The organism is Marinifilum sp. D737, from assembly GCF_026672275.1.
Lineage (GTDB): Bacteria > Bacteroidota > Bacteroidia > Bacteroidales > Marinifilaceae > Marinifilum.
In genome coordinates this window covers 170,794-183,749 of record NZ_JANQCD010000002.1, presented here as the reverse complement: position 1 = coordinate 183,749, position 12,956 = coordinate 170,794, and the positions used below count along the sequence as shown (strand labels likewise).

The following is a 12,956-nucleotide window of genomic DNA, read 5'->3' as shown; positions in this document are numbered from 1 at the left end:
ACTCAGGTTGTAATATTTGATGGACAGGCTATGGCCTGTCCTTTTTTTGTTTGTATTTTTGCTTGGTTTGAAGTATAATGCCAATTATCATACCAAATGCGCCAATAAATCACATCTTTTCTTCTGTAGCTGTACTAAAAAATACAACGTAATCTTGCTATGTCTTAATTTTTAGATTTCGCTACAAAAGAAAATCTATTAATTTCTTTTAGGCTCATTTGGTGTGATAATTGGTATAATTTATTCTTAATCTAACATTACAAATTGTTACATTGTGAATTACAATTAAATAATCCTAAACAACCAACAATGAAAAAGTACTACCTAATTGCTTTCTGTTTATTTCTTACAGGAAGTCTATTCGCACAAAATTCTAATGATTTAAAGTTAAGTGTAAACAAAGGTTCCATAAAAATGGCAACTGACGATGGGCAGTTTTCGTTTGGAGTTGGCGGACGTGTTTACATGGATGCTGCAGCTTACTTCGACGATAAAACTGATTTGGGATCAGGATCGGAAGTAAGAGATATTCGTTTATTGGTGAAAGCCGACCTTTGGAAGAAATGGAATGCAAAAATTAATATTGGCTTTGCCGATGGAGCGGTTTCGCTTAAGGATGTTTGGTTGATGTATAAAATCAATAAAAACAGTTTTGTTAGAGCAGGACATTTTTTGGAACCTTTTGGAATTGAGCAAACCGAAAGTTCGAAAACAACAAAGTTTATGCATGCTGCCAGTACAATTGAAGCCTTTCGTCCGGGAAGAAATTTAGGATTCTCTTATGCCATCTGGAGTAAGAAGATATTTTGGGAAGCTGGTTTGTTTGGTAGCGATACCAATAACAAAACTGAAGGTGATGAAGGATATGGCTTAACCTCTCGATTTGCATTTGCACCTGTTCAAACAGATGGTGGATTGTTTCATATTGGTATGTCCGGAATTTATAGAACTGCCAATTCAACAGGATTCAATGAATTAGGTGAAGAAAATCCAAAATCGATTCGTTATCGTTCAAGAGCTGCTACACATATTGAGAAACGCAGATTTATTGATGCAAAAGTTGGGAATGCAGAAAGCCAGTGTAAAATAGGGATTGAAATGATTGCAGCTACAGGTCCAATTTCAATTCAAGGAGAATATATTTCGGCTAAAGTGAATCGAAAGTCGAGCTTCGAAGATTATTCAGCAAAAGGTTTCTACACACAAGTAGGCTGGCTTGTAAAAGGTGGCAACTACAAATACAAAATGAAATCAGCTCGTTTGGCAAAACCAGGTCCAGGTTCGGTGGAACTTTTGGCGCGTTACAATCAAACTGATTTAAACGATAGCGATGCTTTGATTATGGGCGGTAAGCAAAAGGACATTACTGTTGGTGGTACCTGGTATGTGAATCACAACATATTGGTAAAATTCCACTTTACAAATGTTGATTTGGATGAGAACTCCCTAAATGGAGAAGAAAACTTTAACATGATTCAAACTCGTTTACAGTTTTCGTTCTAATTCAATTAAAAGTGAATATCGAGTTATATTTTATGAGGTGCTATTTATTTAATAGCACCTTTTTTATGTTATAATTTATTCTGAATCTTATTTTATGTATTGTTATATTTGATGCCTTGTATAATAAATGTATAATTTAACATGAAGAATTTTACACTCTCTTTGCTATTCCTTTTGATAGTAGGAAATTCAATGGCTCAGAAGAATTCTACCCTAAATTGGATATTTCAAAATGATACCAGTCATTTTCAAACCAAGAATCAAAAATTCAAATTGCGATTTGGAGGAAGAATATTTGCAGATGCTGCATATTATTTTGAGGACAAAACAGAATTAGAGAGTGGAGGAGAAATAAGAGATTTGAGGCTGCGATTTGATTTGGCCTATGCAAAAAAATGGAGTGCAAGTATTAATGTTGATTTTTCGGAAATGGAAATTGATATGAAGGATGCTTACGTAAAATATAGTATCGATTCCAATCGTTTTCTTAGAGCTGGTTATTTTCTGGAGCCATTTGGTATTGAACAAACTGAAAGTACCAATTCAACAATGTTTATGCACGTTGCCAGTACTATTGAAGCCTTTAGGCCCGGACGGAATATCGGTGTTGAATACAATTGGTGGAATAAATCTTATAATTTAGGATTAGGAATATTTGGTGATATTGAAATTGAAGAAGAGAAAGGCCGATCTTACTACTATTATGGATATTATCCATATCATAGTCAAGATGAAAAAAAATTATCCTTCAATGGGTATGGTGTCAGCTCAAGATTTTCAATAACACCTATTCAAAACAATTGGAACATATTACATCTTGGTGTATCAGGAAATTATTGGATTGTTGATAAGGAAGATAAAAAGCTTCGCTATCAATCCAGAGCAGCTACACATGTTGAAAATGAAAGATTTCTTAATGTTGTTATAGATAATGCCAAATCGCAACTGATGTATGGATTGGAAGTGATATATGCCAGCCAGAATTATTCATTCCAATCAGAATTTATAAAGACTCGGGTGAATCGCGACTCCGAATTTAATGATTACATCGCCGAAGGTTGGTATGCACAATTAGGATGGATGATTAAGGGCGGTAATTACAAGTATAGTAATCAAACTGCCAGGTTGTCTCAACCTAACAAAGGGGCTATAGAAATAACATTTCGCTATAATGAAACAGATTTATTTGATACGAGTAATTACTATTTGAAGGGTATGGGAGGAAGACAACGTGACTATACGGTAGGATGCAATTGGTATATTACTCAGAATATGATGGCAAAATTTAATTATACCAATGTGGATTTGGATAAATATGCAATAAACGGAGAAGAAAATTTCAACATGATTCAAACTCGTTTGCAGTTTTCGTTCTAAGAATAAGCTATGGATGTAAGAATATAATGCTGTCTTTAATAGGCAGCATTTTTTGTTGGCAAAAATCGGAGCTCAAAGCCTCAACATCGGAGTAAATGCAATTCGATAATATCTGTATATTTGCTAAATGGATAAATCGCAAGCCGAAGAAGAAAAAGAATTTATTAAACGGATTTTTATTGATGAAATAGGACGACTTCAGAAGGAAGGATTCTATTTCTTTTCGTTTATTGTTATGGGCCAGGCTATTGAAGCGCTGGGATGCTTTATGGATAACAAGCCATTAAAAGCTCGTGCCCAATCGTCAAAACGATTCTCAAAATCATTAAATATCCTTATGGGGAATGATTATAGAGCTGTAAATAAAGATCATTGGTTGTACGATAAGTTGAGAAATCAACTAACGCATTCCTTTGTCCCAAGTAAATCCCTATTGCTTTGCTCAAGAACCAATCAGCCTGAAGAAGCAAATCATCTCGATTTTTTAGAGGATAGATTGGTATTGGTGGCTGAGGATATGTATGAAGATTTGGTGAGAGGTTGCCATAAATTGTTTGGAATGATTGACAAAGGAAAAGTGCCTTTAAAGAAAATTGCTGCATCGCCTGAGGAATTGGGCCTTAAATAATACTATGAGTAAGATTAACAAAGTTGTAATTCTGGGAGCAGGAAATTTGGCTACACAATTGGCCATTGCATTACATGATGCTGGGGTAAATATTATGCAGGTTTATAGCAGAACCTTGAAATCGGCTTCCGTTTTGGCCGAGAAAGTGAACTCTACTGCCCTAAGCGATATACAGAATCTGGCTAAAGATGCCGACTTGTACATTTTTGCTTTAAGCGATAAAGCTTTACAGCCTGTATTAGATCAAATGCCAATACCAATTGGTGATGTTGTACATACTGCAGGAAGCATTCCTATGGATATCTTTGATGATTACACCGAATGTTATGGTGTGTTTTATCCACTGCAAACTTTCTCAAAAAATAGAAAGGTCGATTTTTCAAATATTCCCATTTGCATAGAATCCAATAATTTGGGTTTACAGGAGGATTTGATGGAGCTGGCAGCAAGAATTTCGACTAATATTCACCTGATTGACTCTGAGCAAAGAAAGCAATTGCACTTGTCGGCAGTATTTACCTGCAATTTTGCCAATCACATGTACAGTATTGGGCAAAAGTTGTTGGCAGAGAAGGATGTGGATTTTGATTTGTTGAAACCACTCATCAAGGAAACTGCAGAAAAGGTACAGGAGCTTGATCCGGTATCTGCACAAACCGGACCTGCCATCCGATTTGACAAAGAAATCATGACAAAACACGAGAATGAGCTAAAAGATTTACCTGATTTTCAAAAAATATATAGATTTGTCAGTGAAAGCATTTTTACGATGCATTCAGAAAAGAAATAGAACAATTTACACACATAAAATATGGCTTTTTTTAAGGAAGATTTAATGAAAGTAAAGGCTTTCATTTTTGATGTTGATGGAGTACTTTCAACCGAATCGATTGTGATTGATTCCAATGGTGAAATGTTGCGTACAGCAAACACTAAGGATGGTTATGCCATTCAGTATGCAATTAAGAAAGGCTATCCTGTAGCCATTATTACCGGTGGTTTTTCCAATGCTGTTGAAAAGCGTTACCAAGGTTTGGGAATGACCGATATTTATATGGCTTCGAAGAACAAAATGAAAGATTTCGAAGATTTCATTTCAAAACATGATTTAGATCCGGACCACATCATGTATATGGGCGATGATTTGCCTGATTTTGAAGTGATGAAGAGAATAGGGGTTCCTACATGTCCTGCAAATGCGGTTGAGCAAATAAAAGCGATATCAAATTACATTTCAGATAAAGATGGAGGATATGGATGTGTGCGTGATGTAATTGAGCAGGTGTTAAGAGCTCATTCAAAGTGGTACGAATCTGATACAAACATACAAAGCATCTAAAACAATTAAGAACTAGTAATTATCAATGAATAATACCTTGAGTATATTAATGGATAGTTACAATATGAGATAATGATTCGGTAAATAGCTAAAACCATGAGTAATTTTTTGAAACTAATTCGTTTTCCAAACCTATTGATTATAGCATTGGTTCAGTATGTAATGCGATATTTTATTATAGAACCAATTTTGGGGATCAATAGAATTAAGCTACAGTTTTCCGATGTTGATTTTGCCATTTTGGTTTTGGCAACTGTTACTATGGCGGCGGCCGGTTATATTATTAACGATTATTTCGATACAAAGGCTGATCGTTTTAACAAGAAAGATGTAATCGTAGGAAGAAAGATTACCAGAAGAGTTGCTTTGGCAATGCATCAGGTATTAACTGGCATTTCAATTTTGCTTGGCGGATATGTATCTTACAGTGTAGGACATTGGCAGTTCGTGTTCATATTTTTTATGGCCGGGGGCTTGCTTTGGTTTTATTCAACTTCGTACAAGTATTACTTTTTGTTGGGAAGTATCCTTATGGCAATGGTTGTTGCAACGGTACCTTTACTGGTTGTAATTTATGAAATACCACCTTTGAATAAAACTTATGCTGATGTTTTGCTGGCTTCTAAAACCAACTTTAATTACCTGATGTATTGGGTTGGAGCATTTTCATTTTTTGCCTTTTTTGGAGTGTTGATTGGTCAATTTATTCGAGATATGCTTTCCTTAAAAGGAGATCAGGAAATAAAAAGAAAAAGTTTGCCTGCAGTAATTGGTTTAAAATGGACAAAAGTGATTATTGTAGTATTGATATTATTCTTATCAGTGTCAGTTTTCGGTGTTTGGTATCAATTTCTAAATGCTCCTGTGGATAAAATTACACCATGGTATTTTGGGATACTGATCATTTTACCACTGATTTTATTAGCATATCGAGTTGCTAAATTTAAAGAAGGTGAACTTTTCAAACTGGGCAAATTTTTACTTCGATTCGCATTTCTGGCAGGGATATCTTATGCCTTTGTTGTCAACTATATCGTGAATAAATTATGAATTATAAGTTATGAATGATGAATGAAAACACAGTAAAGACTAAGTCATTTAAATTTGCCATACGAACTGTTCATTTGTATAAATATCTCTGCGATGAGAAAAAGGAGTTTGTTCTAAGTAAAAAAATATTAAGGTCTGGCACATCCATAGGAGCTAATGTAAGAGAAAGTCAAAATGCAGAAAGTAAAGCTGATTTTATCCATAAACTTGGAATAGCCCAAAAGGAAACGGATGAAACCCTCTATTGGCTAGAATTATTAGTAGCTACGGATTATATTGAAGAAAAATTATTTCAGTCATTAAATTATGATGCTGAAGAGATATTGAAAATACTTAGAAGTATTATTATTTCAAGTAAGAATAATAAAGGTTAGTTATGAGCACAATTCATAATTCATCACTCATAATTTATAATTAATAAAACCATGTTGAATAATCTTAAAGATTATCATTTAATATTAGCTTCTCAATCTCCCCGTAGACATCAAATGTTGAAGGAGTTGGGATTAGAATTTGAAATCAGGACAAAAGATGTTGATGAGGTGTATCCTGAAGCATTGTCTCCTGAAGAAATTCCTGTTTACCTGGCGGAATTGAAGGCCTCTGCATTCGAGTCTGATTTTACAAACAAAGAATTGGTAATTACGGCCGACACGATTGTTTGTATTGATGATTGGATTCTGGGAAAACCTAAAGATAGAGAAGATGCATTTAAGATGTTGAGTTCATTATCAGGCAGATCGCACCAGGTGATTAGTGGAGTTTGCTTAAAAAGTAAAGATAAAAAAGTAAGTTTTGCCACTACCACCAATGTTCATTTTAAAGAGTTGTCAAAACAGGAAATAGATTATTACATCGATAATTATAAACCTTTCGATAAAGCTGGAGCTTATGGCATTCAGGAATGGATTGGTTTTATTGGCATTGATGGGATCGAAGGATCATATTTTAATGTTGTTGGCTTGCCAATTCAACGATTATATGAAGAACTGAATAGATTCTAAAGCATAATTATTATAAAACAACTATACTAAAACATAGACCATTATGAGAAAAATTAGTTTGCTTCTATTATCAGCGTTATTGCTTATAGGAAGCACTGTAAAAGCAGATGAGGGAATGTGGATTCCTATGCTTTTAAAGAAGTATAATATTGAAGATATGCAGAAAGCTGGTTTCAAGCTAACTGCTGAAGATATTTATGACATTAACCAGGCTTGTTTAAAAGATGCTGTGGTTGGCCTTGGTAGAGAGGGAAGACCTTTTCGTCACTTCTGTACTGGTGAATTGGTTTCAGACCAAGGTTTGATGATCACCAACCACCACTGTGGATATGGTGCAATCCAATCGCACTCAACTCTTGAGCATGACTATTTGAAAGATGGTTTCTGGGCCATGAGTCGTGAAGAGGAATTGGCTAATGAAGGAATTACAGCTTCGTTTTTAATTCGCATGGCTGATGTTACAGCAAAGGTATTGGATGGTGTAACTGATAGCATGAAAGAATCTGATCGTCAAAAGCTAATTAAAAAACACATTAAAACTATTGTGGAAGAGGCTGAAAAAGATACTCACTACAGAGCAAGTGTGAAAGCTTATTTCAACGGTAATCAGTATTTTATGGCAGTATACGAAATCTTTAAAGATGTACGCTTGGTAGGAGCTCCTCCTTCAGCAATTGGTAAGTTTGGTGGTGATACTGACAACTGGATGTGGCCTCGTCATACTGGTGATTTTTCAATGTTTAGAATCTATGCAGGAAAAGACAATATGCCTGCTTCATTTTCGAAAGATAATGTGCCTTTACAACCTAAGCAGTCATTCAAAATTTCATTAAAAGGAGTGAATCAGGATGATTTTACTATGGTTTTTGGATACCCGGGAACAACGACAGAATACCTGACATCTTATGCCTTAAAAATGATGACAGAGGTTGATAATCCTCATAAAATTAAAATCAGAACCAAGAAATTGGATTTGATGCGTGCAGATATGGATGCTTCGCCGATGGTTAGAATTCAATATTCGGCTAAGTATGCTGGTGTTGCTAACTCTTGGAAAAGATGGCAAGGCGAGATTAAAGGATTAAAGCGATTGAATGCAATTGAGAAGAAAGAGGCTCTTGAGAAGAAATTTGAAGAGTGGGCAAACTCTACTCCTGAATTGAAGAAGAAATATGCAGGCATCCTGGCTAAAATGAAAGCTTATTATAGCGAAGTAACTCCACTTAGTTTGGCCAGAGATTATGCAATTGAAGCAGGATTTAGAGGAGCTGAAACTGTTGGTTTGGCTGGTAAATTCAAAACATTATCAACTCTTAAGAAAGAAGATGCTGCTAAAGCTCAACCTGAATTGGATAAACTGAAAAAAGAAAGCGCAAAATTCTTTAAGAACTTTAACCTGCCAACAGAGAAGAAATTATTGGCAGCAACTTTAAAGATGTATAGCGATAATTTATCTGATGAGTTTTTACCTGAGGAGATAAAGAATATCAAGAAAAAATACAAAGGTGATTTTAAGGCTTATGCAGAAAAGGCATTTGCAAAATCGATATTCGCTAGTCAAACTAAGTTAGATCAGTTTATTGAGAATTATAAAGTTTCTAAGGCTAAAAAATTAAGCAAAGATCCATTGTTTGTATTATCAAATAGCATCTCGTTTTTCTATGGCTCAAAAATAGCACCTGATTACAATAAAATCATGGATCAGATTGATAAGCTACAGCGTACTTATATGGCGGGTTTAATGAAAATGCAACCTGAAAAGGTATTCTATGCTGACGCCAATTCAACTTTCAGAGTTCACTATGGTAAAGTTTCTGGTTACAAGCCAAGAAATGCCGTAAGCTATTCTCACTACACAACATTGGAAGGAATCATCGAGAAAGATAATCCTGAAATTTTTGATTACGATGTACCTCAGAAATTAAGAGATCTTTATGATTCAAAAGATTTTGGTGATTATGCGAATGCCAAAGGTGAAATGCCTGTTTGTTTTGCAGCTACCAATCACACTACAGGAGGTAACTCAGGTAGTCCGGTTCTGAATGCAAATGGTGAGTTAATCGGATTGAATTTCGACCGTGCATGGGAAGGTGTAATGTCCGATTTAATGTACGATCCTGAGATTTGTAGAAATGTATCTCTTGATATCAGATATGTTCTGTTTATTGTAGATAAGTTTGCCGGAGCAGGTTATTTGCTTGATGAAATGAACATTGTAAAATAAAGGAAGATTTAAAGTATAAAAAAAGGAATTACCTCAATCGGTAATTCCTTTTTTTTGTTTGATAATTAAACAGACATGAAAAGAAAACTAAAGTTGATGTTGTTTGTCTGTTTGTAATAATTATCTATAAAGTTAATATTCTATTTTAGAAATTACGAATCTTGTTTGTATATTATTAGTTTACAAATTTTATCTTCTTTATATTGATTTTCTAACTAGTTGCATGGCAGATAGTAATCTTTTAATGGATTGATAAAAAGAATTGGGTTTCTTGTATTCCGCAGAAATTTTTTTATCTCAGCAGGACCAAAATATTTGTTTAGCAAACCATCATTTTTTTGAGATAGAAGAACCATTAAATCAGAATGGAATTGTTCAGAAAATAAATAAGCATCTCGCCTTAACCAGTTACTGCTTCTTTCTGATTTTACAATCTTATAATCAAAATTGAATTGCTCATACATTCTTTTGGTAAATATTAAAGTTGCCTTGATTTGCCTTTGTGTCGCTTTGGCTTTGTGTTTTGCAACAAACAAATGAATTACAGCTTTATTGAACCTACCAAAATAGCTAGCCCAAATCATTTTTTCTTTTGTTTCCCTTTTAAAGTCAACCGGAACTGTAATGTTTTGATACTTGCAATTTTCCTCGCTTTTTTCGCCTAGTAGTATACTTGGAATTTTAGCCTTGTATAGATATTTAAAAACTTCACTCTTTTTAAAAGTAGAAAGATTACCTTTTGCAAACTCAGTAACAATAAAAATGGCTTCAAGTTGTTTTATTGTGTTATTGGGTTCAATTGCCAAGTTTCCCAGTGATATCCCTTTGTAGGCTATGTTTTCTGTATTCAGTTCATCAATTAAACCTGATGGCAATTGATGATTGGAAGCATTTTTAGAAATTTGGGCAAATGCTACCTCCGCTTTAAATATAGTTGCTAGCTTAAATGCATGCACTATGGCTTTTCTGATGTAATTTTGATCTTGAATTAAGACCAGTATATGTTGTGTTTTTCTCCCCATTAATTAAAGAAATAATTTGCTAAATAAGCCAAATGTATTCTGGTATATGACGAATATACTTAAAAAAACTCTCCTTCCTAATAACAACAAGCATGTAGTTTAATCTTAATTTCTAAATATGTTCCGAAAGTTAAGGCTTAAAATCAGGATCGTATTTTTATTTAGAATTGATAGTTTATACGGTATTATTTAGACTAATTATGTATTTGATTAAAATAGATCTATTCCTTTAAATATCATTTATTAATATACCTCAAATTCTTATCTTAGTGCCATTAAGAAAGACTAAAAAGATAAACATAACTTAATACTGCGATAATGGTGAAAGTGGTAGATGTGGTTGATAAACTTAATGCACGTGTTATTTGTGGAAGCGGTGATATGAATCAAGAAATTCAATTTGGATTTGCTTCGGATTTAATGAGTGATGTACTAACAATAGATACAGAAAATCTTCTTTTAATAACAGGTTTAAATAATCTGCAGACCATTCGAACATCGGAAATGTCTGATATATCTTTTATTTTATTTGTACGAGATAAGAAAGCTACAGTGGAAATGAAAGAATTGGCATGTGAGAATGAGATTACCTTAATCGAATGTAGTCATTCAATGTTCAGAGCTTGTTCAATTTTAAATGAGATAGGTTTACAACCTGTATATTAAATAGACGAGAATGGAATTTAAGTTTGAAATTGAGGGCGGTAATTTTTCTAAAGCAGGATCAGCTTCAAGTGAAGTGAAAAAGATACTTAAACAGTTAAATGTAAACCCTAAAATTATAAAAAGAACAGTGGTTTCATTGTATGAGGCAGAAGTTAATGTTGTGGCTCATGCATTTGAAGGCAATATGAATGTGGATATCGACACTGACAAGATTGTCGTGAAGATTGAAGATAGAGGCCCGGGGATTCCTGATATTGATCAGGCGATGCAAGAGGGATACTCTACAGCTACTCCGCAGGTAAGAGAAATGGGATTCGGTGCTGGAATGGGCTTGCCAAACATCAAACGTAATTCCGATAAAATGAACATCACTAGCAAAGTTGATGTTGGTACAGAGCTTGAAATCATAAATTATTTCGGATAGAATAATGGAGCAGATTCATTTTTATCACGCATTAAAGGTAGTTGATGAAGTGTGTATCGGATGTACACACTGTATGAACGTATGCCCAACTGCTGCAATTCGTGTAAAAAATGGTATTGCTGATATTAATAAAAATGCTTGTGTTGATTGTGGTGAATGTTTGAAAGCTTGTCCTGTTAATGCGATTATTGTGGAGCAGGATGACTTTACTCAAATTTTTAACTATAAACAGAGAGTAGCTCTTTTACCTACTGTTCTATTGGGACAATTTCCAGATGACGTTTCCGAAGTTCAAATCTATAATGAAATTAAAGACCTTGGATTTACGCATGTTTATGAGGTAGATGGTGCTGTTGATGCCTTGATTGATTCTACTAAAAAATTCATGCACAAGCATCATCAGGAGAGACCTTTTATTTCTAGTTTTTGTCCGGCAATAGTTCGTTTGATACAGGTTAAATTTCCAGCTTTAGTAGATAATATCATTCGGCTAAAACCTGTAATTGATATTTCGGCGCAGTTTTATCGCAAGAAACTGCAAGATAAAGGATATGCACAAAACGAAATAGGGATTTTTTACGTGACTCCTTGTGCTGCAAAAATTGCTGCAGTAAAAAGCCCTGTGGGAGAGGAGAAATCCTTAATAGATGGAGTTATTAATATGGATTTCATTTACAATAAGGTTCTGCTTAGTATTAAGAATAGTAAGAAGGAAACTAAAAAATACCCAGAAAATATACATATGTCTCGAAGAAGTATTGGTTGGACACTTACAACAGGTGAGGCTTCGAGATATTCAGGAAGGTGTTTGGCAATTGATGAAATTCATAATGTAATTGAAGTTTTGGAAAAGTTGGAGAACGAAGAAATAACTGATGTTGACTTTTTAGAACTTCGAGCATGTGATCACTCTTGTGCTGGAGGTGTATTAGCTACAGAAAATCGTTTTCTTGCAATTGAACGCTTGAGGAAACGTGCTGCATGGTATCATAGGAACAAGCCTATGATTATGCCGGAAAGAGAAATTGATTTGTATAAAACATACCTTCAGGAGAATATAGGAATAGATAAAGTGGAACCACGATCGATTTTAAGTTTGGATTCGGATATGATGGTTGCCATGAAGAAGATGAAGAAAATCAATCGTATTATGAAAGTCCTTCCCGGAATCGATTGTGGAGCTTGTGGTGCACCACGCTGCCAAGCTTTGGCAGAAGATGTGGTTCAGGGAAAAGCTAAAATGACACAATGTGTTTTTCTTCAAAAAATGTTAACCAAAGAAGGTTTAATATCTCCTCAGGAGTCATTCGATATTTCAGAAGATACTTGGGGAAAAAGCAGATTTGAAAAAAAGAATTTAAACGATCATTAATACCATGATAGTACAAGATATAGTTGAAAAGTTAGGTCTGAAAGTTTGCTCAGGTGCAAATGGATTGAATCGTGAAATTGAAGGAGGTTATACTTCGGATTTGTTAAGCGATGTTATGGGAAATGCTGATGAAAACCATGTTTGGGTGACATTGCAAACTCATAAGAATATCATGGCAATTGCTTCTTTAAAAGAATTGGCAGCCATTGTTTTGGTAAAAGGTTATGAACCAGAAGCTGATGCTGCAGAACAAAGCAATGAGGAAGGAATTCCAATTCTTTCTTCAGAGGAGGAAGCTTTTGAGCTGACAGGAAAACTATATGAAATCATAAATCAGGCAAAATAGA

14 protein-coding genes are annotated in these 12,956 nt (G+C 34.4%); 13 read left to right on the top strand and 1 reads right to left on the bottom strand.

From position 1 onward, the window contains the following. The first annotated feature begins 309 nt into the window (after positions 1–309). From NQ163_RS03060 to NQ163_RS03020, 9 genes are all read left to right on the top strand, one after another. Positions 310–1,503 (top strand): OprO/OprP family phosphate-selective porin, encoded by a 1,194-nt coding sequence (locus NQ163_RS03060; protein ID WP_268188822.1) that lies wholly within the window; start codon positions 310–312, stop codon positions 1,501–1,503. Between the two features lie 141 nt (positions 1,504–1,644). Beyond that, the gene (locus NQ163_RS03055) at positions 1,645–2,880 is read left to right on the top strand and encodes an OprO/OprP family phosphate-selective porin (RefSeq protein ID WP_268188821.1); all 1,236 of its coding nucleotides are present in this window, start codon (positions 1,645–1,647) and stop codon (positions 2,878–2,880) included. A 127-nt stretch (positions 2,881–3,007) separates the two neighbouring features. Further along, positions 3,008–3,508, top strand: a complete 501-nt coding sequence (locus NQ163_RS03050; RefSeq protein ID WP_268188820.1) for a hypothetical protein — start codon at positions 3,008–3,010, stop codon at positions 3,506–3,508. A 4-nt stretch (positions 3,509–3,512) separates the two neighbouring features. Then, positions 3,513–4,298, top strand: a complete 786-nt coding sequence (locus NQ163_RS03045; RefSeq protein ID WP_268188819.1) for a Rossmann-like and DUF2520 domain-containing protein — start codon at positions 3,513–3,515, stop codon at positions 4,296–4,298. A gap of 21 nt (positions 4,299–4,319) precedes the next feature. Beyond that, positions 4,320–4,847: a KdsC family phosphatase gene (locus tag NQ163_RS03040; protein ID WP_268188818.1), complete on the top strand. Its 528-nt coding sequence runs from the start codon at positions 4,320–4,322 to the stop codon at positions 4,845–4,847. A gap of 96 nt (positions 4,848–4,943) precedes the next feature. Beyond that, the gene (locus NQ163_RS03035) at positions 4,944–5,897 is read left to right on the top strand and encodes a UbiA family prenyltransferase (RefSeq protein WP_268188817.1); all 954 of its coding nucleotides are present in this window, start codon (positions 4,944–4,946) and stop codon (positions 5,895–5,897) included. A gap of 17 nt (positions 5,898–5,914) precedes the next feature. After that, positions 5,915–6,271: a four helix bundle protein gene (locus NQ163_RS03030; protein WP_268188816.1), complete on the top strand. Its 357-nt coding sequence runs from the start codon at positions 5,915–5,917 to the stop codon at positions 6,269–6,271. 51 nt (positions 6,272–6,322) lie between these two features. Next, a complete protein-coding gene (locus NQ163_RS03025; protein ID WP_268188815.1) occupies positions 6,323–6,901 on the top strand; it encodes a Maf-like protein in 579 nt (192 codons plus the stop codon). Positions 6,902–6,944: 43 nt separating this feature from the next. Next, a complete protein-coding gene (locus NQ163_RS03020; RefSeq protein WP_268188814.1) occupies positions 6,945–9,125 on the top strand; it encodes a S46 family peptidase in 2,181 nt (726 codons plus the stop codon). Positions 9,126–9,340: 215 nt separating this feature from the next. On the opposite strand, the gene NQ163_RS03015 is transcribed toward NQ163_RS03020, so the two are convergent. Then, positions 9,341–10,147, bottom strand: coding sequence for a hypothetical protein (locus NQ163_RS03015; RefSeq protein WP_268188813.1), 807 nt, complete (start codon positions 10,145–10,147; stop codon positions 9,341–9,343). 318 nt (positions 10,148–10,465) lie between these two features. Between NQ163_RS03015 and NQ163_RS03010 the strand changes: the two genes are divergently transcribed. The 4 genes from NQ163_RS03010 to NQ163_RS02995 are packed head-to-tail and all read left to right on the top strand — an operon-like array spanning position 10,466 to position 12,955. Continuing rightward, a complete protein-coding gene (locus NQ163_RS03010; RefSeq protein WP_268188812.1) occupies positions 10,466–10,813 on the top strand; it encodes a hypothetical protein in 348 nt (115 codons plus the stop codon). Positions 10,814–10,823: 10 nt separating this feature from the next. Continuing rightward, a complete protein-coding gene (locus NQ163_RS03005; RefSeq protein WP_268188811.1) occupies positions 10,824–11,237 on the top strand; it encodes an ATP-binding protein in 414 nt (137 codons plus the stop codon). Between the two features lie 4 nt (positions 11,238–11,241). After that, on the top strand, positions 11,242–12,609 hold the full coding sequence (locus NQ163_RS03000; RefSeq protein ID WP_268188810.1) for a [Fe-Fe] hydrogenase large subunit C-terminal domain-containing protein: 1,368 nt from the start codon (positions 11,242–11,244) through the stop codon (positions 12,607–12,609). Positions 12,610–12,613: 4 nt separating this feature from the next. Next, positions 12,614–12,955: a DRTGG domain-containing protein gene (locus NQ163_RS02995; protein WP_120241581.1), complete on the top strand. Its 342-nt coding sequence runs from the start codon at positions 12,614–12,616 to the stop codon at positions 12,953–12,955. Position 12,956: the final 1 nt, after the last annotated feature.

Bases quoted from the DNA above. Each gene is read 5' to 3' on its own strand.
- NQ163_RS03045 (WP_268188819.1), top strand. From the start codon at position 3,513: ATGAGTAAGATTAACAAAGTTGTAATTCTGGGAGCAGGAAATTTGGCT.
- NQ163_RS03035 (WP_268188817.1), top strand. From the start codon at position 4,944: ATGAGTAATTTTTTGAAACTAATTCGTTTTCCAAACCTATTGATTATA.
- NQ163_RS03055 (WP_268188821.1), top strand. From the start codon at position 1,645: ATGAAGAATTTTACACTCTCTTTGCTATTCCTTTTGATAGTAGGAAAT.
- NQ163_RS03000 (WP_268188810.1), top strand. From the start codon at position 11,242: ATGGAGCAGATTCATTTTTATCACGCATTAAAGGTAGTTGATGAAGTG.
- NQ163_RS03020 (WP_268188814.1), top strand. From the start codon at position 6,945: ATGAGAAAAATTAGTTTGCTTCTATTATCAGCGTTATTGCTTATAGGA.
- NQ163_RS03030 (WP_268188816.1), top strand. From the start codon at position 5,915: ATGAATGAAAACACAGTAAAGACTAAGTCATTTAAATTTGCCATACGA.
- NQ163_RS03060 (WP_268188822.1), top strand. From the start codon at position 310: ATGAAAAAGTACTACCTAATTGCTTTCTGTTTATTTCTTACAGGAAGT.
- NQ163_RS03050 (WP_268188820.1), top strand. From the start codon at position 3,008: ATGGATAAATCGCAAGCCGAAGAAGAAAAAGAATTTATTAAACGGATT.
- NQ163_RS03040 (WP_268188818.1), top strand. From the start codon at position 4,320: ATGGCTTTTTTTAAGGAAGATTTAATGAAAGTAAAGGCTTTCATTTTT.
- NQ163_RS03005 (WP_268188811.1), top strand. From the start codon at position 10,824: ATGGAATTTAAGTTTGAAATTGAGGGCGGTAATTTTTCTAAAGCAGGA.
- NQ163_RS02995 (WP_120241581.1), top strand. From the start codon at position 12,614: ATGATAGTACAAGATATAGTTGAAAAGTTAGGTCTGAAAGTTTGCTCA.
- NQ163_RS03010 (WP_268188812.1), top strand. From the start codon at position 10,466: ATGGTGAAAGTGGTAGATGTGGTTGATAAACTTAATGCACGTGTTATT.
- NQ163_RS03015 (WP_268188813.1), bottom strand. From the start codon at position 10,147: ATGGGGAGAAAAACACAACATATACTGGTCTTAATTCAAGATCAAAAT.
- NQ163_RS03025 (WP_268188815.1), top strand. From the start codon at position 6,323: ATGTTGAATAATCTTAAAGATTATCATTTAATATTAGCTTCTCAATCT.